This window comes from Nonomuraea turcica, from assembly GCF_030718205.1.
In the GTDB taxonomy this organism is placed as follows: Bacteria; Actinomycetota; Actinomycetes; order Streptosporangiales; family Streptosporangiaceae; genus Nonomuraea.
In genome coordinates this window covers 128,816-148,958 of record NZ_JAUZQF010000016.1, presented here as the reverse complement: position 1 = coordinate 148,958, position 20,143 = coordinate 128,816, and the positions used below count along the sequence as shown (strand labels likewise).

Sequence of the window (20,143 nt, the reverse complement as noted above, 5' to 3'; positions counted from 1 at the left end):
GAGGTTGCGCTCGTAACGCCTTCCGCTAGGGCGGGTGAGGGAGAGCGCACCACACCGATCCCCGATGCATCCCTAGGAGATGGCATGTCTGAAGTACGTATCGCCGCCGAGTCCCGCACCGCGTTCGGCAAGGGCGCCGCTCGCAAGATCCGCCGCGCCAACAAGGTGCCTGCCGTTCTCTACGGGCACGGCATCGACCCCAAGCACCTGAGCCTGCCCGGCCACGAGGTGCTGCTCGCGCTCCGCACGCCCAACGTGCTGATCCGCCTCGAGGGTGACGGCGTGGACGAGCTGGCCCTGCCCAAGGGCGTGCAGCGCGACCCGATCAAGGGCTTCGTCGAGCACGTCGACCTGCTCCTGGTCAAGCGCGGCGAGAAGGTCACCGTCGAGATCCCGGTCACCACCGTCGGCGACGTGCACTCCGACGGCCTGCTCGACCAGCAGCTCGTCCAGGTCGCCGTGGAGGCCGAGGCCACCCACATCCCGACCGGCGTCGAGGTCAACGTCGAGGGCCTGGAGGTCGGCACCGCCATCACCGCCTCCCAGCTCCAGCTCCCGCAGGGCGCCACGCTGGTCGCCGGCCCCGAGACCGTCATCCTCCAGGTCATCGGCAAGCCGGTCGAGGCTCCGGAGGAGGCCGCCGAGGGCGAGGTCGCCGTGGCCGCCGCCGAGGGCGAGACCGCCGAGGCCCCGGCCGAATAACCACCGTGAACGGGGCGGCCGGCACACGGCCGCCCCGTTTTCGCGATTAAAGGGAAGCGCATGGACCGCTGGCTGATCGCCGGACTGGGCAACCCGGGGCCCGAATACGCCGGCAACCGGCACAACGCCGGATTCATGGTGCTCGACGAGCTGGCCGCCAGGGCGGGCGGGCGGTTCAAGGCGCACAAGAGCCGGGCCGAGGTGTGCGAGACCCGTGCCGCCATCCTGGCCAAGCCGCTGACGTACATGAACCTGTCCGGCGGACCGGTCAAGGCGCTCGCCGACTTCTACAAGATCGGCCCGGACCGGCTGATCGTCGTGCACGACGAGCTCGACGTGCCCTACGGCGCGTTGCGCGCCAAGCTCGGCGGCGGCGACAACGGCCACAACGGTCTCAAGTCGATCACCAAGGTCCTGGGCACCCGCGACTACCTGCGGGTCCGGTTCGGCATCGGGCGCCCGCCCGGCCGCATGGACGCCGCCACCTTCGTGCTGAGGGACTTCGCCACCGCCGAACGCAAGGACCTGCCTTTTCTCGTCGACCGGGCGGCCGACGTCGTGGAATCGCTGATGGCCCGCGGCCTCGAAGCCACGCAGAACGAGTACCACCGGGCTGATCTGCACATTTCCGGCCCTCCTCGCTGATCGCCGCATAGGTCCTTTCGCCGGTTCTCCGCTTGTCGTGTCGCTACGATCGGTGACTGTCCGCTCATGAATGGTCACAGTGGAGGCGCGCGTGCGCGGTGGGGGACTCATGACCGTCGGCCATGTGGTCTCATGGCGAGCCGGTCCCCGCACGCCTGCCTGGATCCGCTCCTATCGCCTGTGCGCCGTCGCGGCCGACCTGTGCGGCGCCGGCATCGGGTCCGCCGTGGCCTTCTTCGTGCGCTTCGGCGGGCTCACTCCCTACGCGCTTCCCTACCTGCTGGTCAGCCTGGCGCTGCCGGTGGTGTGGACGAGCGCGGTGGCGCTCAACCGGGCCTATGAGCCGCGCTTGATCGGCGTCGGCTCCGAGGAGTTCCGCAGGATCCTGCAGTGCGGCGTGGCGCTCACCGCCGGCACCGCCATCGGGTCCTATCTGACCAAGACCGACGTCGCCCGCGGCTACGTCGTGCTCGCGCTGCCCCTGGTCACGCTGCTCACGCTGGTCTTCAGGCACGCGTTGCGCAGCGCGCTGCACCGGCGCAGGGCGGTCGGCGCCTGCATGCGCAAGGTGGTCGCGGCGGGCCACGCGGCCTCGATCGCCGAGCTGGTCGAGTTGTTCCGCAGGGAGCGTTACCACGGCATGGAGGTCGTGGCGGCCTGCGTGCCTGCGGCCGCGCCCGGGGAGTGGGTGGCCGGAGTGCCGGTTCTCGGCGACCTCAGCGACGTGCCGCTCGCGGTGGCACAGCTCGACGCCGACACCGTGGCCGTGCTGGCCTGCCCTGAGATGGACGGGCAGGCGCTGCGGCGGCTGGCCTGGCGGCTGGAACGCACGCACACCGAGCTCGTGGTCGCTCCCGCGCTGATGGACGTGGCCGGGCCGCGCACCACGATCAGGCCCGCCGCCGGGCTGCCGCTCCTCCATGTGGAGCATCCCGAGCTGGCCGGGGCCAGGCAGCTGATCAAGAACGTCTTCGACCGGCTGGTCGCTGTCGCGCTGCTGGTGCTGCTCGCGCCGGTGCTGGCCGGGCTGGCGGCGGCCGTGCGTGTGACGAGCCCCGGACCCGCGTTGTTCAGGCAGACCCGGGTGGGCAGGGACGGCAAACCGTTCACGATCCTGAAGTTCCGCACCATGCGGCGCGGCTCGGAGCAGCAGAAGATCACCTTGGTCAGCGACCGTGACGGGGTGCTGTTCAAGATCCGGAACGATCCACGCGTCACGCCGCTCGGCATGCGGATGCGCCGTCACTCGCTCGACGAGCTGCCCCAGCTCATCAACGTCGTGCTCGGCCACATGTCGCTGGTGGGGCCCAGGCCGCCGTTGCCGGAGGAGGTCGCGCGCTACGGTGACGACGTGCGCAGACGGCTCCTCGTACGTCCTGGGCTGACCGGGCTGTGGCAGGTCAGTGGTAGATCTGACCTATCTTGGGAGGAATCCGTACGTCTCGACCTGCGTTACGTGGAGAACTGGTCCCTCACGCTGGACTTGCAGATCCTGTGGAAGACTTGGTCGGCTGTCGCCCGCGGGCAAGGAGCATATTGATGACGATTCGCGACGACCACGCGCTCGCCGCTGACCTGGCGAGCGAGGCGGGCGAGCGGCTGCTGCGGATAAGGGAGCGCCTGGGGTTCGGCGACGCGCCCGCGCTCAAGGCGGAAGGCGATCGGGCCTCCCACGTCTTTCTGATGGAGTCCCTGGCCCGGCTGCGGCCCTCCGACAGCGTGTTGTCGGAGGAGGCCACCCGCGAGGAGCGGCTCGACCCGCGCAGGCTCGCGGCGGACCGGGTGTGGATCGTGGATCCCCTCGACGGCACGCGCGAGTTTTCGGAGCGGCGAGCCGGCCCCGGAAGCGGCAGCTTGCGTAACCAAGACGGGGCCGAAGGGAGCGCGACCATAAGCGCAGAGGAGGGCCGGGCGGACTGGGCCGTGCACGTGGCGTTGTGGGAGCGCGGGCAGCTGACCGCGGGCGCCGTGGCGCTGCCCGCCCAGGGCCGCACACTGAGCACCGCCGAGCCGCCCAAGCCGCCCGCCTACGACGGAGGCCGCTTCCGCATCGCAGTCAGCCGCACCAGGCCGCCCGAGTTCGTCCAGAAATTGGCCTACCTTGCGGGCGCCGACCTCGTGCCGATCGGCTCGGCGGGGGCGAAGATCTCCGCGGTGCTCACCGGCGAGGTCGAGGCATACGTGCACGCCGGCGGCCAGTATGAGTGGGATTCCGCCGCGCCCGTCGCCGTCGCGCTGGCCGCCGGGGCCCACGCGAGCCGGATCGACGGCTCGCAGCTCACCTATAACCAAGCCGACCCGTCACTACCAGATATTCTGGTTTCCCTACCGGAGCTGGCGGCATCTCTGCTCGCCGGCATTCGGGACCTGCACCGCTGAAACGCCGGAGGAAGCACCCATGCTCCAGCGCGACTACACGACGTCGCAGCTTGACGTGCTCGAAGCCGAGGCCATCCACATCATGCGAGAGGTGGCGGCCGAGTTCGAGCGTCCGTGTCTGCTCTTCTCCGGGGGCAAGGACTCGATCGTCATGCTCCGCATTGCGGAGAAGGCGTTCTGGCCCGCGCCGATTCCGTTCCCCCTCATGCATGTGGACACCAGCCACAACTTCGACGAGGTCATCGAGTTCCGCGACCGCCGATCCGCGGAGCTGGGCGCCCGCCTGATCGTGGCCAGTGTCCAGGACTCCATCGACCAGGGCCGGGTCGTGGAGGAGACGGGGCGGCGCGCCTCGCGTAACCGGCTGCAGACCACCACGCTGCTGGATGCGATCGAGGAGCACGAGTTCGACGCCGTGTTCGGCGGCGCGCGCCGCGACGAGGAGAAGGCCCGCGCCAAGGAGCGCGTGTTCTCCTTCCGCGACGACTTCGGTCAGTGGGACCCGAAGAACCAGCGCCCCGAGCTGTGGAACCTTTACAACGCGCGCATCCGCAAGGGCGAGCACATCCGCGTCTTCCCCCTATCCAACTGGACCGAGCTCGACGTCTGGGACTACATCAGGCGCGAGGGCATCGAGATCCCCTCCATCTACTTCGCCCACACCCGCAAGGTGTTCGAGCGTGACGGCATGCTGCTGCCCGACTCCGACGTGGTGCAGCGCGGCGACGACGAGCCGCTGTTCGAGGCCGTCGTCCGTTACCGGACCGTGGGTGACATGACCTGCACCGGCGCCGTGCAGTCCACGGCCGCCACGGTCGAGGAGATCATCGAGGAGATCGCGGCCACCCGGATCACCGAGCGCGGGGCCACCAGGGCCGACGACCGCTCGTCCGAGGCCGCCATGGAGGACCGCAAGCGAGAGGGCTACTTCTAAAATGGACATTCTTCGCTTTGCCACGGCGGGAAGCGTCGACGACGGCAAGTCCACCCTCATCGGACGGTTGCTCTACGACTCCAAGGCGATCTTCGAGGACCAGCTCGAAGCCGTCGAGCGGACCTCACGTGACCGCGGCACCGAATACACCGACCTGTCGCTGCTGACCGACGGGCTGCGGGCCGAGCGCGAGCAGGGCATCACGATCGACGTGGCCTACCGCTATTTCGCGACGCCGCGCCGGAAGTTCATCATCGCGGACACGCCGGGGCACATTCAGTACACCCGCAACATGGTCACCGGCGCCTCCACGGCCGACCTGGCGATCATCCTCATCGACGCCCGCAAGGGCGTGCTGGAGCAGTCGCGCCGGCACGCGTTCCTGACCTCGCTGCTGCGAGTCCCGCACCTGGTGCTGGCCGTCAACAAGATGGACCTGGTGGACTACTCGCAGGAGCGGTTCGAGGAGATCAGGGAGGAGTTCACGGCGTTCGCCTCCAAGCTCAACGTCTCCGACCTGACGTTCATCCCGATCTCCGCGCTCAACGGCGACAACGTGGTCTCCCGCTCGGAGAACATGCCCTGGTATCTCGGCACGTCGCTGCTGCACCACCTGGAGAACGTGCACATCGCCTCCGACCGCAACCTGACCGACGTGCGCTTCCCCGTGCAATACGTCATCCGCCCGCAGCGCGCCACCGAGCACGCCTTCCATGACTACCGCGGCTACGCCGGGCAGGTGGCGGGCGGCGTGCTGAAGCCGGGTGACGAGGTGGTGCACCTGCCGTCGGGCCTGACCACGCGGATCGCCTCGATCGACACGTTCGACGGCCCGGTGGAGGAGGCGTTCCCGCCCATGTCGGTGACGCTGCGTTTCGAGGACGACCTCGACATCTCGCGCGGCGACATGATCGCCCGGCCCAACAACCAGCCGAACGTGGCGCAGGAGCTGGAGGCGATGGTCTGCTGGATGGGCGACGGGGTCAAGCTGACGCCGCGCTCCAAGCTGACCATCAAGCACACCACCCGTACGGCCCGCGCTCTCGTCCGCGACCTGCACTACCGGCTCGACGTCAACACCCTGCACCGGGACGAGGAGGCGACCTCGCTCGGCCTCAACGAGATCGGGCGGGTGTCGTTGCGCGTCACGCAGCCGCTGTTCGTTGACGACTACGGGCGTAACCGGCTCACGGGCGGCTTCATCCTGGTGGACGAGGCCACGAACAGCACGGTCGGCGCTGGCATGATCATGGACGGCCGCTGAACGGTAGATCTTTTCGCTCTTCCCTTACCCGCTGATTACTCTCCGCGTTAGGGTTCTCGCGTTCCGTATTCGCGACGCGAAAGCCCTCCTCCGTGACCGACCGCGCTATCACCACCCGGGTGATCTACTTGGGCGGTTTGGGCCGTAGTGGCACCACTCTGCTCGAGAGGCTCCTTGGCGAGCTGCCCGGCGTGGTCGCGCTTGGGGAGGTAGTGCACCTGTGGGAGCGGGGAGTCCTGGCGAAGGAACCCTGCGGGTGTGGCGAGCCCTTCCCCGCCTGCGCCTTCTGGTGCCAGGTCGGGGAGCGTGCGTTCGGTGGTTGGGCGAGCGTGACGGCCAACCGGGTCCTGATGCTCAGGCGCCGGGTCGATCGCACCCGCAGGATCGTCCGCATCGCCCACCGGGACCTGGCCGAATACGTGCAGGCCTACCGGTTGGTTTACGCCGCCACCGGCGCCCGCGTCGTGATCGACTCCAGCAAGCACGCCTCCCTCGCCTGGTGTCTGGTGACGAGTGGCGTGGACGTCCACGTGGTCCATGTGGTCAGGGATCCGCGTGCCGTCGCCTACTCCTGGGGCAGGACCGTGGCGCGGCCTGAGGACGGGCAGCCGATGACCCGCTGGGGGCCCGCCCGCACGGCGCTGCAGTGGAGCGCGCAGAATGCCGCACTGGAGCTGCTCGCGCGGCGCGGGGCCCGCGTGACGACGGTCCGCTACGAGGATCTGCTCGCCGCCCCTGAGCACACGCTCACGGGGCTGGTCCGCGAGCTCGGGCTGTCCGGCGTCCCCGGGCTCCCGTTCGTCGACGGCCACGCCGTCTGGCTGGGGCTGTCGCACACGGTGTCCGGCAATCCGATGCGGTTCCACGTGGGGCGGGTGGAGCTGCGGCGAGACGACTCCTGGGCGACGGGGCTGGGCGATGGTGACCGGCGGGTGGTCAACGCGCTGACGTGGCCGCTCAGGGTCAGATACGGGTACGGGAGGGCGGCGGGGTGACGCGGCTGCCATCCGTGGGCGTGGTGATCCCAACGCGCGGCGACCGTCCCGGGCCGTTGCGCGAGGCCGTTGAGGGCGTGCTGGCTCAGGATTATGAGGGCGAGTTGGCGCTGGTCGTCGTGGCGGACACCACAACGACCCCAGGCGTGGCGTCTGTGGACGCGGCTGCTCCTGGTGTGGTGTGTGCGGGTGCGGCGGGACTTGGTGTGGTGTGTGCGGGCGCGGCGGGACCTTGTGTGGCGGCTGCGGACGCGACGGCCCCTGATGGGTCGTCTGCGGGCGAGGCGGCTCGTGGTGTGGCGGCTGCGGGCCCGGCGGCTCGTGGTGTGGCGGCTGCTGGCCCGGCGGCCCCTGGTGTGGCGGCTGTGGACGCGGCTGCTCCTGGTGTGGTGTGTGCGGGCCCGGCGGGACCTTGTGTGGCGGCTGCGGACATGGCGGACCTGGGGTTGGCCCGTGGTGATGCGGCGGTTGTCGTCCTGCCGAACACGCGCACCCCAGGGCTCCCAGGCGCCCGCAACACCGGCATCGCCGCCTGTGACACCGATCTCGTGGCCTTCTGCGACGACGACGACGTCTGGCTGCCGGGCAAGCTCACGGCCCAAGTGCGCGCGCTGCGGGACGCCAGTGGTGAGTTCGCCAGCTGCGGCATCGAGGTCGCCTACGGTCACCGCCGCGTGGCCCGGCTCGCCGGCACGGAGTCCATAACCGCAGACGATCTTCTGCGGTCGCGCATGGTGATGGTCCACTCATCGACGTTCCTGTTCGTGCGTGGCGCGCTGTGGGTCGACGAGAGCGCGCCCGCCGGACAGAACGAGGACTGGGACCTGGCGCTGCGAGCGGCCAAGCGGCGGCCGATCGCGCACGTCGACCGGCCGCTCGTCCGGGTGCGCTGGGGCGGGTCCCACTACGTCGCCCGCTGGGCGGACCGCATTGCCGGGCTCGACTGGATGCTCGCCCGGTACCCCGAACTGGCCGTGGACCCGCGCGGCGCGGCACGGGTCTACGGCCAGCTGGCTTTCAGCCACGCCGCCTTGGGACGCCGGCGCGAGGCCGCGCGCTGGGCCCTCCGCACGTTCGCGGCCCGGGCCGCCGAGCCACGGGCGCCGATCGCCCTGGCGGTGGCCGCCGGCCTCGTCTCGGCGCCGACCGTGCTGTCGATGTTGCACAACCGGGGACACGGGATTTGACCTCGCCGTACACAGGGATCGGGCCATCGACCCCAGCCCCTTCGCCGGCTTCGGAATCCGGCGCGGTGGCGCCCGAGGGTGCGCCCGGGTCCGGCACCATGCCCGGCGTGCCCGGGTCCGGCACCATGCCCGGCAAGTGCGCCGCCGGCGGGCGAGTGCGGGTGGGCGGGGTCGGGGTGGATGCGCTCACCGAGGAGCAGGTGGTGCAGCGGGTGGCCGGCGAGCTGGAGGCAGGCAGAGGCGGCCGGATCGTCACCCCCAACGTCGACATTTGCCGGATCACCGCCGCCTGCCCCGAGCTGAAGGACCTGGTGTGCTCGGCCGAGCTGGTGGTGCCCGACGGGATGCCGTTGGTGTGGGCGGCCCGGCTGCTGGGCACGCCGCTGCCCGAGCGCGTCACCGGAGCCGACCTCCTCTGGGCGCTCAGCGAGCTGGCCGCCCGCCGAGGCTGGCCCGTCTACGTGCTCGGCGGCGGCCCTCCAGACGTCCCGCAGCGAGCCGTCGGCGAGCTCATGAGCCGCTATCCACGGCTACGGGTCTGCGGCTCGCACGCGCCGCCCTACGGCTTCGACGCCACCTCGGAGGGACGCGAGCTCGTACGGCGCAGGCTCGTCGCCGCGCAGCCGCGGCTCGTCTTCGTCGGCCTCGGCTTCCCGCGGCAGGACCAGCTCATCGTGGACCTGCGGAAAGAGCTGCCGGAGGCATGGTTCCTCGGATGCGGGGCGGCGATCGCCTTCGCGGCGGGCACCGTGCCGAGAGCGCCGGGATGGATGCGGCAGACCGGGCTGGAGTGGGCGTTCCGGCTGGCCGGCGAGCCGGGCCGGCTGGCACGCCGCTACCTGGTCGACGATCTGCCGTTCGCGGCGCGGCTGCTGGGCCGCTGCCTGGCGACCCGTCTCAGGAGAAGAGCCGATCCAGCCCGGACGTGAGGGCGCGGACGCGCGCCGCCTCTTCCTCGCCAAGGCCGCGTGCGGTCCCGTCGAGCGCGCGACGCGAGTCCATGCGCCGGTACGCCGTGCGCGACAGGCCCGACCAGGCGAAAGCACCGGCGACCCGCCCGGAGCCCCCCGTGCACGCCCTGGCGATGCGACGCGCGGCGGCAGGCGTCCAGGGCAGATCCGCGTAGGCGTACAGCCGCTGGAAACCGGCGATCGGGTCGGCGGCCAGCGACTCGTACGAGGTGACGAGGACGCCGGGCGTCCGGGTCAGGATCGTGTGGGCGACCCGCCACAGCGCGGCGGCCGTGGCGATGCGGTCGTCGGAGCCGGCGAGGACACGCAGCTCCAGCACCTCCGGATGGTCGCGGACCAGCAGCGGCTGGTCCAGGAGCTCACGGACGTCGACCGTCCACCCCAGCCGTTGCCAGCTGGCCACGAACGACACCGGATCCCGTACCAGCGCGACCACCCGGCACCCCAGCCGCCGGGCGAACCACCCCGCGCTCAGCACCGCGAACGGGTCGTCGAGCAACGCGCGCCGCCCCGCCAGGCGGCCCAGCGCGAAAGCGGTCCCGTAGCGGAGCAGGCGGGCCAGGTCGTAGGGGGAGCGGTTCGCGCGCAGCTCGGCCAGCCAGTGGTAGCGCAGGGCGACCGTATCCCGGAAGGCAGGCAGCCAGGCGCCGGCGTTGTCGTCGCAGATGTACTGGAACCGGTGCGTCACCTCGGCCCTGAGCACTCCCGGGCAGCGGCCGGGCGGGTGTTGCGGGTTGAGCGGCTCGTTCACGTAGACGAGGTCGCCGCCGGCCGTGAGCATCTTGCCCGTCCAGCTGGTGCCGCTGCGCGGGAGCCCGGTGACGAGGACGGGCGCGCTCATGCCGCCGCCCAGGCACGCGACCGCAGCGCCGCCAGGGTGTGACGGCCGAACGGGTGCAGCCCGTAGCGGCGGTGGAGCTGCCACAGCGGGAGCAGGTTCTTGACGAGCACCCCGCCCGACCAGCCGGCGACCGCGCCGAGCGCCCCATGGGCAGGGATGAGCGCCAGGTCCAGCGCCAGCGTGCATGCGACGGCCGCCAGCAGGTTGAGGAGGCTCGTCCAGGTATGCCCCGCGGCGGTGAGCACGACGTCCACCATCCCGCAGGCTGTGGCCACCATCATCGTCCCGGCCAGCACCAGCGCCACCGGCGCCGCGGACCCGTACGAGGGGCCGAACAGCCGCAGCAGCCACGGCGCCAGCGCGGCGTAGCCGAGCCACACCGGCCACGTCAGCAGGACCAGCCAGATGGTCGCGGCCTGGTAGAGCTCCCGGGCACGCGCAGGCTCCCCGCTCGCGAGCGCGCCGACCAGCCGAGCCTGTACGGCCTGCGCGAGCCCTTGGTTCGCCAGCTGCCCGACGACCTTGAACCGTGTGGCCGCCGTGTAGACGGCAGCCTGCGCAGGCCCCGCGAGCAGCGCGACGACCACGATGTCCACCCGCTGGAACACCGCCTGGACCGCCCCCGCCACTGACCGGGGAGCCGTGTGGCGCCACAGGTCCCGCCCCGTCCCCGGCAGGTACGGGCTCCGCGGCGCCCGCCCCCGCACCCCGGCCGCGGCCAGGACCAGCACCGGCACGTAGGGCAGGGCCCAGGCCACCGGCAACCACTCGACCGCCCCGGCCACGGCCACCCCGGCGACCAGGACCAGCTGGGCGGCAGGCAGCACCATCCCGTCCAGGAGCACGGTCGGGCGCATGGCCCCGAAGCCGCGGGTGGCGGCCAGCAGCACATCACCCAGCACCACGACCGGCACGACCGCCGCCACCACCCCCACCTGGGGGTACAACACCGCCGCCGCGCCGCCCGCCGCCACCGCACAGGGCACGAGCGCCGCCCTGATATATCCGGAAATGCCGAGATAGCCGTACGTATCCGCGCGGGCGATGAAGTACACGAGCCCATTGCCCGCATCCAGCTTGGCGATCCCCGCCGCCATGAGCACCACGGCGGTCGCCGTGAAGAAGCCCCCGGCCTCAGCGGCCGTGAACGCCCTGGTCACGACCACCACCAGCACGAACTGTGCCAAGGCGGAGAAGGCCGCCGCCGTGACCCCCGCGATCCCGGCCCGCCCCGGCCCCTCGACCGGGCACTGGGTCAGCGCCGCCACGACGGTTCCTCGCCCAGCCACCGCACCAGCCGCGCGTCGTACGGCTCGAAGTGCTCCCGCAGCGCCCGCCCGAGCACATGGGGTACCGGCCGCGTCAAGGCCCGCCCGTTGTGCTGCTCGAACACCGGATACCCCAGATGCGGCACCCCCAGGAACTCCAGCACCCGGTCGTAGACCAGCTCCGGGTCCCGGAAGAACCGGTGGCTGTCCAGCACCAGCATCCGGTCCCGCCCGATCAGCGGCTCCAGCCGGTCGAGCTGATCGGCGTAGCGGCCCCGGGCCACGTACGCGTGGTGGCGGTGCGAGTGGTGCAGCGCGTACGGCGACCCGCGCAGCAGCGCCTCTGCCCCCGCCAGCCGTCCTTCCTCCAGCTCGATCGCGTACTCGAGGTGTGACTCCGTCTCGAACCCCCTGGCCAGCTCGTGGGCGTGGGCCGAGCAGGCCCGCTCCACCGGATCGCGGACCAGGACGATCAGCTTCACGTCGGGCAGATCGGCCGCTATCCGCTCCCCGGCCAGCGGATGGAACAGGTAATAGGGCGACGACTCGAATGCCAGCGGCCGGCCGCCGTACCGGCGTCCGACCAGCGCCGCCCCCACCCGCAGCGGAAAGTGCGCCTGATACCAGGACAGCCCGTGCCAGTAGGCGACGTCGAAGTAGTGCACGCCCTTGTGCAGCACCGGCTTGAGCAGCAGCGGATGTTGGGCGAGGGCCCGGTACAGGGACGTGGTGCCGCACCGCTGCGCCCCCGTGATCAGGAACGACGGCAGCACCCGTGCGCTGGACGTGAGCCTGCCCGCGCCCCGCGACAGCGACAGCGCGGACCGCTTGGTGGTCCTCATGTCAGCAGCTCCTCGTGGTCGACGGCCGGGTTGAGCCACGTCTGCGGCGGCCCGAGCGGCGTGTGCCCGTCCGCGGCGTGTCGGTCGGCCAGCGCGATGAGGTAGCGCAGCGCGGTCTGCCTGGCCGTGGCCGCCGACAGCCCCAGAGGGGCCAGCTCGCGTGCCGCCCGCGCCACGCATGCCCGGGCGGCGGTAGGGGGATCCATCCTGCGCAGCGCCCGCTGGAAGAAGTGGTGCACGGCGTCGAACCCGTAGGGCACGCCGAGCTCGTAGCGTTCCCAGTCCCACACGAGCAGCCGCCCGCCGGGCGCCGGGCACACGTTCCACGGCGCGAAGTCCCCGTGCCAGGCCGGGCTGGGACCTCCGGTTCGCGCGATCTCCTCGATCGCGGCCAGCAGCAGCGGCCGGGGCACGCGACGGCGCCGCACCGGCAGCGGCGACAGCGCCAGCACCGCCAGCCCGCGCCAGTCGCCGTGGTGGAGCACCGCGGGCGGGGTCACGGTCTTCAGCCCGAGTCCCGCCAGCCTGCGCAGCGCCGCGGCTTCGGAGGCGATCAGGTCGCGTGCGCGGGGGCTGTCGCCGATCTTCACGAACGCGAGCGGCCGGCCGCCGGAGCGGGCCTCCAGGATCGGCTTGCGGTTGGCCCGCAGCGCGGGACGTACGTGGAGGACGGTCTCCACCGGCCGGCCGAAGACCTCGCTCAAATGCGCCGTGATCGATCCCCCGCCCGGAACCACGACCTCCGACCACAGATGCCACCACCGGCGTGGCGCCAACCGGCGGGGCAGGGCGGCGTGCGGCAGCACGGTGTACGCCCGGGGCGAGCCAGGCCCCGGATAGAGCAGCCGGACGGTCTCGGAGAGGTAATCGAGGCGGGCGGCGGCATCGCTCATGCGTTTCTCCACAGAAGGGCGAAGGAGATGAGGTAGAGGCCGAGCGGGGTGACCAGGCCGTCGTAGACGAACATGTAGATCAGCACCAGCCCCATCACGAGGACCCCCGCCAGCCCGATGGGGCTGCGGTCGGACCAGTGGCGGCGGATCGCGCCGAGGAAGAACGCGACGTACAGTGCCGCCCCCGTGAACCCCTGCGTGATGATCAGCAGCCAGAGTTGCCCGTCGCTGCCGAGCGGCGGGTGCCCGCAGGTCGTGCACCACTCGGTACGGCCCGTGGTGATCGTGCGGTGGTTGCCCATCGCGTTGCGGGTGTTGCCGTAGCCGATCACCGGTGAGTGCTGGGCGGCCGCGAGGGTGGCGGTCACGGTGAAGGCCCTGATGTCGTTCGAGTGTGGTTTGTCCAGCCGCTGCCCGACGAGCGCCGCGAGCGGGCTGAGCGCGAAGGCCAGCGCGGCCGCCGCCACGGCCCCGCACAACGCCACCCTGGTGCGTCCGCCGACCCGGAGGATCAGGTAAACGACTGCAAGGCCGAGGCCGATCCACAGGCCGCGGTTGAGCGAGTAGACGATGGGGATCGCGGCCAGGGCGATCGCGGCGGCCACGAAGAGCTTGTGCCGCGGCCCGCCGTAGACCCACCAGCCGACCACGGCCCAGATCAGCAGCACCGACACGTTGCTGCCCCACGCGTTTGCCCATTCGAACGGGGCCTCCGGCCTGGGCATGGCGTAGCCGAGCACCTTCTGTGTCTGGGCGGCCGTGGGGTGGATCAGGTTCTGGACGAACGGGTTGTCGCCCAGCCACCGCGGCAGCAGCCACTCGACCGGCGAGGTGTAGGAGAACCCGGGCAGGAACACGCCGAGCAGCCCGCCCGCGACCGTCGTGACGAACAGCACGCCGAGCATGCGCACCAGGCGCAGTTGCGGCAGCTCGCGCTCGGTCAGGTTGCCGAGGTAGAGCACCATGATCAGGACGGCCGCGTACAGCGCCAGCCGCATGGCGTAACCGACGATCCGGCCGGGGCCGAGCTCGCCGTACGTGCCCGGCGGCGTCTCGGCGAGCATGATCGCACTCACCAGGTAGCCGGCGATCAGCAACAACCACAGCCCGAACCCGGGCGGCACCCTGATCGGGCGGCGCCGCCACAACAGCACCGCCATCGGCACGGCCAGGACGACCACCGACAGGCCGCCGAACCCGAGCGCCCACCAGAGCGGGTAGCCGACCAGCAACGCCGCGATGGGCCAGGCGGGTCCCCTCACGTCGGCTGGCCGGGGCGGGGTGGGCGCAGCGCCTGCATGGGTGTGGTCTCCGCCGACACGCTCACCCCGAACTCGCCGGTGGCGACGAGCTTGCCGAGCGGCGTGTGCGGGCGCGGCTCCAGCAGCGGAACGAACGACGGCACCGCGTCGGCGGCGGTCACCACGCCGATGATCGGCACGTCGTGCCGGCTCAACCGGCTCGCGGCGGCCGTGACCTGCTGCGCGGTGACCCGGCCGAGCCCCACGAGCAGCAGGGCCGCGTCGGCCCTGGCCAGGTCGCGCACGTCGGAGCCGTCGAGCACCGACAGCGGCGCGCGGACCTCCAGCGGCTCCGCGGCGAACGAGGCGCCGAGGTCCGCAGGCAGCGTCTTGATCAGCAGCCGTTTGCCGGGGCACGCGGCGACCACGGCGCAGGCCAGATCGTGCGCCACACCGTGCTCACGGGGGTCGGAGAGGTCACCCAGCACGGGCAGGCCGGTCAGCCGCTCGACGTCGGCGGCCGTACGCAGCCGGGTGTCGAGGCGGTCGCGGGCGTATGCGGCGGCGGAGCCGGTCAGGAGCCCCGCCATCAGCCCGGTGCCGAGGTAGAGCGGCAGGCTGGGCGAGCTGGGCGCGGCCGGCGGCGCGGCCCGGCTGATGATCGCGCCGGGCGTCACCGCGACCGTGCGCAACGCGTCGTGCTTGAGCGCGAGACTGGCGGCCTGCCGGTTGAGCACGCCCTGCCGCTGCAGCGCTATCGCCCGCTCGGGGCTGCCCTTGGGCAGTTGGCCGAGCTCCTTGATGCCCGCGTCGATGCCGGCGTTGACCTGCTTGAGCTTGGCCAGCACCGCCTGCTGCTGCGCGGCGAGCGCGTCCAGCGTGCTCTCGCGCCGGTGCGCGAGGTAGGCCTCGGCGTACGCATGGGACTGGGCGGCGGAGACGCCGGGCTCTGAGGCGGTGACGGAGATCCACAGGACCGCCGAGTTCGGCGGCACCGAGACCACGGCGGGCTCGGCCTTCTCGATCCCCAGCGCCTGCGCGGCGCGGGTGGCGACGACGGCCGACTGCGCGACCTGAGCCTCGGTGTCGAGGTTGAGCGGCTCGCGCTGGCGTGCGGTCACCGGGTTGCCCGGCTCCTGCGGCCCGACCGGCATGACGTGTACCTGCGTGACGGCGGTGTAGGCGGGCGGGGTGAGGCGCATCAGCGCGAGCCCGGCCGTGCCGCCGAACACCACGCAGCCCACGAGCAGCAACCACCGCCTGCGCAGGAGCGAGAGATGCTCGTCCAGGTCGGCGCCGGGGCGGCGGGCCTGGACGTCCGGCGACTGGCTCATGGGGGAGGTCTCCTGGAAGGTGTGCGTATTGTCGTCGGCCGACGACTCTGCGTCACATGTCGAGGCGTGCGCCCACTATAGGCCGGACGATCAGACCCCGGTCGAATACCCCAAGATTTTCTCCTGTACGGCAGGAAAGAAGGGACGCAATAAATCGAAATAGCCGGAAAATCCGGGCGCACTATTACCCAGCGTGAACTGCGAAGACTTCCCCGCGGGCGGCAATGACATGGCAAGGTTCAGGTGTGACAAGGCGGGGGTCCTTCGACAAGGGGGTTGAACGGCTTTGCTGCTACGGGGAATTACCACCAGAACAACCGGGCTCGTCGTGGTCGCGGCACTTGCCGCCTGCTCGGGCGCCGAGGGCTCCGACGCCCGGGCGCCGGCGACCGCGCCCGTCAAGGACAAGATCGCGGGTGCGCCGGCCTGCACGGCCACCGCCCGGCTCATCCCGTCGTGCGGCGCGTGGTGGGGCCTGGCGCCCGAGGTCTTCACCGGCGCCCCGGTCGAGCAGGCGCTGCGCGGCGCCGAGACCCGCATGGGCGCCGCCGCGGACGTGCTGCACGTCTACCACCGGGGCAGCGAGTTGTTCCCCACCGAAGTCGAGGTCAGGCTGGCCCGCGATCCGGCGCGACCACGCCTGCTCATGATCAACTGGAAGCCGTCGTTCGACCACACCTGGGCGGAGATCGCCGACGGGGCGCTGGACGGCAGGATCGACCGGCTGGCCGGATATCTCAGGAGCACGTTCCCCGAGCGGTTCTTCCTCACCCTCCACCACGAGCCGGAGAACGACGTGGACGCCTCGTCCGGGTCGGGCATGCGGGCCGCCGACTATGCCGCGATGTACCGGCACATCGTGCTCAGGCTGCGCGAGCAAGGGGTTCGGAACGCCGTCATGGTCATGACGTACATGGGGGCGCCCAACTGGGCGGCCGAGCCCTGGTTCGAGGAGCTCTATCCGGGCGACGACGTGGTGGACTGGGTGGCCATGGATCCCTACGCCGACGACCGGGTCCAGAGCTTCGACGGGCTGGTCAACAAGACCCGCGAGGAATACGCGCAGTGGCCGGGCTTCTACCGGTGGATGCAGATGCGCTTCCCCGGCAAGCCGGTCATGGTGGCCGAGTGGGGGGTGTTCGAGCGGTCCAGGGACCCCGGGTTCAAGCGGAAGTTCTTCGAGTCGGTACGGCGGCAGGTCAAGCGGTATCCCCAGATCAAGGCGCTGCTTTACTTCGACTCGCCGCGGGCGCCGCGCGGCGACACCAGCTTCGACTCCAACGGTGAAGCCGACCGGGCCTTCACCCGGCTCGCGCGTGATCGGTACTTCCGCTCGACTCCCGTTCCGCGCCCGTAACGCTGGAGCTCCGCCACCTCCAGCCCGCGAGGATGATCGCGCCGGCCACCACGAGTGCCCAGACAGTGAGCGTGTTGCTCGCGTCGAGCAGCTTGAGCGCCGAGGCGAGCAACACGATCGCCAGCAAGGCCCTGATCAGCCCGCCAGGGGCGCGTGAGGAGATCCTGGCGCCGAGGTAGACACCCGGGATCGAGCCGATGAGCAGCGACACCGTGAGGTCCATCTGGAAGTCACCGAACAGCAGGTGGCCGAGCGCGGCCGAGGTGACCAGCGGCACCGCCTGCACCAGGTCGGTGCCGACGAGCTGGTTGGCCTTGAGCGCCGGGTAGAGCACGAGCAGGGCCACGATGATCAGCGATCCCGAGCCGACGGAGGAGACGCCGACCACCAGTCCGCCTACCATACCGACCAGTAGGGTCGGAATCGGGCGCACGACGATGTCGTGGGCGCTCGACGTCCCGCCCCGCGTGCCGAGCCACGCCTTGATCGCCATCCCCGCGACGGCCAGCAAGAGCGCCACGCCCAGGGCGTACTTGACCGCGTCGCTGACCGCGAACGCCCGCGCCAGGAACACCCCGCAGAACGCGGCCGGCACCGACCCCGCGCACAGCCAGCCCACCAGACGCAGGTTGACCGTGCCGCGTCGCAGGTGCACGACGCTGCCCACCGGCTTCATCACGGCCGAGGCCACCAGGTCGCTGGAGACGGCGGCGAGCGGCGGCACGTTGAAGAACAACATCATCATCGGGGTCATCAGCGCCCCGCCGCCCATGCCGGTCAGCCCGACGACGATCGCGACGAGAAAGGAGCCGGCGATCAGGGGGAAGTCGATCAACGAACCCATCCTCCAGACCGCAGCGTCCCCAGCACCTGGGAGACCGCCGCGTCGATCGTCATGTGCGTGGTGTCGATCACCAGGTCGGCGTCGTCCGGCTCCTCGTAGGGGTCGGAGATGCCGGTGAACTCGGGGATGAGCCCGGCGCGGGCCTTGGCGTACAGGCCCTTGCGGTCGCGCCGCTCGCACTCCTCCAGCGGCGTCGCGACGTGCACGAGCAGGAAGTCGGCGCCGACCGACTCGACCATCTCGCGCACCTCGGCGCGGGTGGCCGCGTAGGGGGCGATGGGGGCGCAGATGGCCAGCCCGCCGTGCCGCGCGGCCTCGGCGGCCACGAAGCCGATGCGCCGGATGTTGAGGTCGCGGTCGCTCTTGGAGAACGTCAGGCCCTTGGACAGCAGCTGCCGGACCACGTCGCCGTCGAGGTAGGTCACCGTGCGGGTGCCGAGCTCCAGCAGCGCGTCGCGCAGGCCGCGGGCGATCGTGGACTTGCCCGAGCCGGACAGGCCGGTGAAGAAGACCACGAGCCCGCGCCGGTGCGGCGGCCCGGGGATGCTCACCGGCTCGGGCCCGGCGAGGTGCTCGGTCGCGCCGTAGGCGGTGGCGACGTGCTCGCGCAGCTCCAGGTCGATCTCGGGCTCGGCGCGCGGCGCCAGCGGCACGGAGACGACGATGGTGCCGTCGGGGAGCCGGTCCTTGGCGCGGAGCGCGGCGCGGACGATCGCGGGGCCGGGCTCGCCGTACGAGAGGGGGAGAAGCATGATCACCGCGTCGAGTTCCTTCGCGGTGTCGACGATCTCGGAGAGGTCGTCGAGCGGGCCCCGCATGGTGACGGCGAGTGCGGGACGTCCGCCGAGCTCTTCCCTCACCTGCGCCGGGGTACGCCGCAGGCGCGCGAACGGCCCGTGCTCCGGTGCGCCGAGGGCCTTGACGGGCCCGCTGGTCAGTCCGTCGGGCTCCTGCGCGGTCACCGTGAGCACGGCGAGCGGCAGGCCCTCCGGGTCTAGTAGCGTGACCTCGTCGCCGGGGGAGACCTCGACCGGCAGATGAAGTGTGACGGGCGCGGGCCAGGGGGTGCCGTCGGCGAGCGTGCCGCTCTCATGGACCGCGTGGAGATCGTCGTGGCCCAGAAATCCGGTCAGCGGGTCGAACGCCCCGGAAAGCAGCAGCTCGAGGTCGGCCAGCTCGTGCGGCTCGGGGGTCCACTCCACGGTTCCTGCATCCCAACTATTCCGATTGAATTGGTAGAGAATTGTAGGAAGCGAGTCTACCCACTGCCGCCGACGTGTCGCTAGATGACCCGGGCGAAGTGGTGCTGCGGCTTCCTGATCACCATCGTGATCTCGTCGTGAGAGGCAGGGTAGCGGCCGCTGGTCAACTTGGAGACGGCTCTGACCGCCGCGCCGGCGAACCGGCTCTCGCGGGCCGGGCCGCTGACGTTCCGCTCGTCGTCGGTGATCATGAGGCCGCGGCTGAGACAGAACGCGTACATGCCGTCGCTCGACACCAGCGGCTCGTACACCTTCGGCAGCGGCCCCGGCGTGCCCGGGGTGACGAGCGGGCGCCACAGCAGGCGGCGCAGCCACGACGGGGTGATCCGGTCGAGCAGGCCGTAGGCGGATCTGCGGTCGCGCATGCGCAGTAGCACCAGCCCGCCCGGGCGCAGGGCCCGCAGGAGGCGGTCGAAGACGAGTTCGGCGTGCCTGACCCGCTCCAGCAGGAACGACAGCTGGATCACGTCGTAGGACCTGGGCGGCAGTGGCACGCCGCGCAGGTCGCCCAGCGACCACGTGACCAGGTCGGGTCGCTCGTCCAGCATGGCCCTGATCGCGGGGTGGTCCTCGTCGACGCCGGTGGCCCTGGTCTCGACCCGATCCAGCCTCAGCGGCTCGTCGTGGGCGCAGCCGGCGACCAGCACGTCGAGTCGTCTGCAGAGCTGGCTGGTCCAGTGCTCGCGGAGCCGTTGCTCGAAGAGATCGCCCCGCTGGGCGACAGTTCGCACCTCAGACATGTCACCTACAGTAGTCACTCGATCGATATCAGTAAGGCATTTCCCTGCTAGCGTCCTGGTCTGTGAGCGATCACATCTACGTGGGAAACGCGGGCTCGGACGCGGCCGGCGACCGCGGATGGCTGCTCGGACACTTCAAGCCGCCCGGCGATCCGCGGCACAGCGACGAGGTCGAGATCAAGTGGGGTGTGCATCCGCCGGGCGATGAGCGGGCGCAGTGGGTGCGCGGGGAGGAGCGTACGGCCCTGCTCGTCCTCATCAGCGGCCGGTTCCGGGTCGAGCTGCCGGGCCGCAGCGTGCTTCTGGCCGAGCCGGGCGACTATGTGGTGTGGGGCAAGGGCGTCGACCACGCGTGGCGGGCGGAGGAGGCTTCCACCGTCCTGACCGTCCGCTGGCCCTCCGTGCCTGGTTACAGAGTCGGCTGATGTCCGCGGCGAGTACCCT

20 protein-coding genes are annotated in these 20,143 nt (G+C 71.3%); 11 read left to right on the top strand and 9 right to left on the bottom strand.

Annotated features, from left to right (window positions below; translation table 11 throughout):
* Positions 1–84: 84 nt before the first annotated feature.
* From Q9G87_RS36165 to Q9G87_RS36125, 9 genes are all read left to right on the top strand, one after another.
* Complete coding sequence (locus Q9G87_RS36165) at positions 85–702, top strand: 50S ribosomal protein L25/general stress protein Ctc (protein ID WP_305921065.1); 618 nt, start codon at positions 85–87, stop codon at positions 700–702.
* A 60-nt stretch (positions 703–762) separates the two neighbouring features.
* The gene (gene pth, locus Q9G87_RS36160; RefSeq protein WP_305921064.1) at positions 763–1,347 is read left to right on the top strand and encodes an aminoacyl-tRNA hydrolase; all 585 of its coding nucleotides are present in this window, start codon (positions 763–765) and stop codon (positions 1,345–1,347) included.
* 109 nt (positions 1,348–1,456) lie between these two features.
* Positions 1,457–2,887, top strand: coding sequence for a sugar transferase (locus tag Q9G87_RS36155; RefSeq protein WP_305921063.1), 1,431 nt, complete (start codon positions 1,457–1,459; stop codon positions 2,885–2,887).
* Positions 2,887–3,726, top strand: a complete 840-nt coding sequence (locus Q9G87_RS36150) for a 3'(2'),5'-bisphosphate nucleotidase CysQ (RefSeq protein WP_305921062.1) — start codon at positions 2,887–2,889, stop codon at positions 3,724–3,726. Before Q9G87_RS36155 ends, Q9G87_RS36150 begins: the two co-directional genes overlap by 1 nt.
* Before the next feature lie 19 nt (positions 3,727–3,745).
* On the top strand, positions 3,746–4,660 hold the full coding sequence (gene cysD / locus Q9G87_RS36145; protein WP_305921061.1) for a sulfate adenylyltransferase subunit CysD: 915 nt from the start codon (positions 3,746–3,748) through the stop codon (positions 4,658–4,660).
* Between the two features lies 1 nt (position 4,661).
* The gene (gene cysN / locus Q9G87_RS36140) at positions 4,662–5,924 is read left to right on the top strand and encodes a sulfate adenylyltransferase subunit CysN (protein WP_305921060.1); all 1,263 of its coding nucleotides are present in this window, start codon (positions 4,662–4,664) and stop codon (positions 5,922–5,924) included.
* A gap of 92 nt (positions 5,925–6,016) precedes the next feature.
* On the top strand, positions 6,017–6,919 hold the full coding sequence (locus Q9G87_RS36135; protein ID WP_305921059.1) for a sulfotransferase: 903 nt from the start codon (positions 6,017–6,019) through the stop codon (positions 6,917–6,919).
* Positions 6,920–7,335: 416 nt separating this feature from the next.
* Positions 7,336–8,106: a glycosyltransferase family 2 protein gene (locus Q9G87_RS36130; protein WP_305921058.1), complete on the top strand. Its 771-nt coding sequence runs from the start codon at positions 7,336–7,338 to the stop codon at positions 8,104–8,106.
* Positions 8,107–8,213: 107 nt separating this feature from the next.
* Positions 8,214–9,035 carry a WecB/TagA/CpsF family glycosyltransferase gene (locus Q9G87_RS36125; RefSeq protein WP_305921057.1) on the top strand — a complete coding sequence of 274 codons (822 nt, stop codon included), beginning with the start codon at positions 8,214–8,216 and terminating at the stop codon, positions 9,033–9,035.
* Here the strand turns inward: Q9G87_RS36125 and Q9G87_RS36120 are convergent.
* From Q9G87_RS36120 to Q9G87_RS36095, 6 genes are read right to left on the bottom strand one after another with little or no spacing between them, the layout of a single operon-like run.
* A complete protein-coding gene (locus Q9G87_RS36120; RefSeq protein WP_305921056.1) occupies positions 9,004–9,918 on the bottom strand; it encodes a sulfotransferase in 915 nt (304 codons plus the stop codon). The two genes, Q9G87_RS36125 and Q9G87_RS36120, sit on opposite strands and share 32 nt — an antisense overlap.
* The gene (locus tag Q9G87_RS36115) at positions 9,915–11,186 is read right to left on the bottom strand and encodes a lipopolysaccharide biosynthesis protein (RefSeq protein ID WP_305921055.1); all 1,272 of its coding nucleotides are present in this window, start codon (positions 11,184–11,186) and stop codon (positions 9,915–9,917) included. The genes Q9G87_RS36120 and Q9G87_RS36115 overlap by 4 nt, the downstream gene beginning before the upstream one ends.
* On the bottom strand, positions 11,174–12,028 hold the full coding sequence (locus Q9G87_RS36110; RefSeq protein ID WP_305921054.1) for a sulfotransferase family protein: 855 nt from the start codon (positions 12,026–12,028) through the stop codon (positions 11,174–11,176). Before Q9G87_RS36110 ends, Q9G87_RS36115 begins: the two co-directional genes overlap by 13 nt.
* Positions 12,025–12,921, bottom strand: coding sequence for a hypothetical protein (locus tag Q9G87_RS36105; protein ID WP_305921053.1), 897 nt, complete (start codon positions 12,919–12,921; stop codon positions 12,025–12,027). Before Q9G87_RS36105 ends, Q9G87_RS36110 begins: the two co-directional genes overlap by 4 nt.
* The gene (locus Q9G87_RS36100; RefSeq protein WP_305921052.1) at positions 12,918–14,183 is read right to left on the bottom strand and encodes an O-antigen ligase family protein; all 1,266 of its coding nucleotides are present in this window, start codon (positions 14,181–14,183) and stop codon (positions 12,918–12,920) included. The genes Q9G87_RS36105 and Q9G87_RS36100 overlap by 4 nt, the downstream gene beginning before the upstream one ends.
* Positions 14,180–15,496 (bottom strand): Wzz/FepE/Etk N-terminal domain-containing protein, encoded by a 1,317-nt coding sequence (locus tag Q9G87_RS36095; protein ID WP_305921051.1) that lies wholly within the window; start codon positions 15,494–15,496, stop codon positions 14,180–14,182. The genes Q9G87_RS36100 and Q9G87_RS36095 overlap by 4 nt, the downstream gene beginning before the upstream one ends.
* Before the next feature lie 328 nt (positions 15,497–15,824).
* Here Q9G87_RS36095 and Q9G87_RS36090 point away from each other — a divergent pair, with 328 nt between their 5' ends.
* Positions 15,825–16,853 (top strand): glycoside hydrolase family 26 protein, encoded by a 1,029-nt coding sequence (locus Q9G87_RS36090; protein WP_305921050.1) that lies wholly within the window; start codon positions 15,825–15,827, stop codon positions 16,851–16,853.
* Here the strand turns inward: Q9G87_RS36090 and Q9G87_RS36085 are convergent.
* The 3 genes from Q9G87_RS36085 to Q9G87_RS36075 form a co-directional block, all read right to left on the bottom strand.
* Positions 16,798–17,697 carry a sulfite exporter TauE/SafE family protein gene (locus Q9G87_RS36085; protein ID WP_305921049.1) on the bottom strand — a complete coding sequence of 300 codons (900 nt, stop codon included), beginning with the start codon at positions 17,695–17,697 and terminating at the stop codon, positions 16,798–16,800. The genes Q9G87_RS36090 and Q9G87_RS36085 overlap by 56 nt on opposite strands.
* A complete protein-coding gene (gene cysC / locus Q9G87_RS36080; RefSeq protein WP_305921048.1) occupies positions 17,685–18,899 on the bottom strand; it encodes an adenylyl-sulfate kinase in 1,215 nt (404 codons plus the stop codon). Before cysC ends, Q9G87_RS36085 begins: the two co-directional genes overlap by 13 nt.
* Before the next feature lie 80 nt (positions 18,900–18,979).
* The gene (locus Q9G87_RS36075) at positions 18,980–19,699 is read right to left on the bottom strand and encodes a class I SAM-dependent methyltransferase (protein WP_305921047.1); all 720 of its coding nucleotides are present in this window, start codon (positions 19,697–19,699) and stop codon (positions 18,980–18,982) included.
* Positions 19,700–19,761: 62 nt separating this feature from the next.
* Here Q9G87_RS36075 and Q9G87_RS36070 point away from each other — a divergent pair, with 62 nt between their 5' ends.
* The gene (locus Q9G87_RS36070; RefSeq protein ID WP_305921046.1) at positions 19,762–20,124 is read left to right on the top strand and encodes a cupin domain-containing protein; all 363 of its coding nucleotides are present in this window, start codon (positions 19,762–19,764) and stop codon (positions 20,122–20,124) included.
* Positions 20,125–20,143 lie beyond the last annotated feature (19 nt).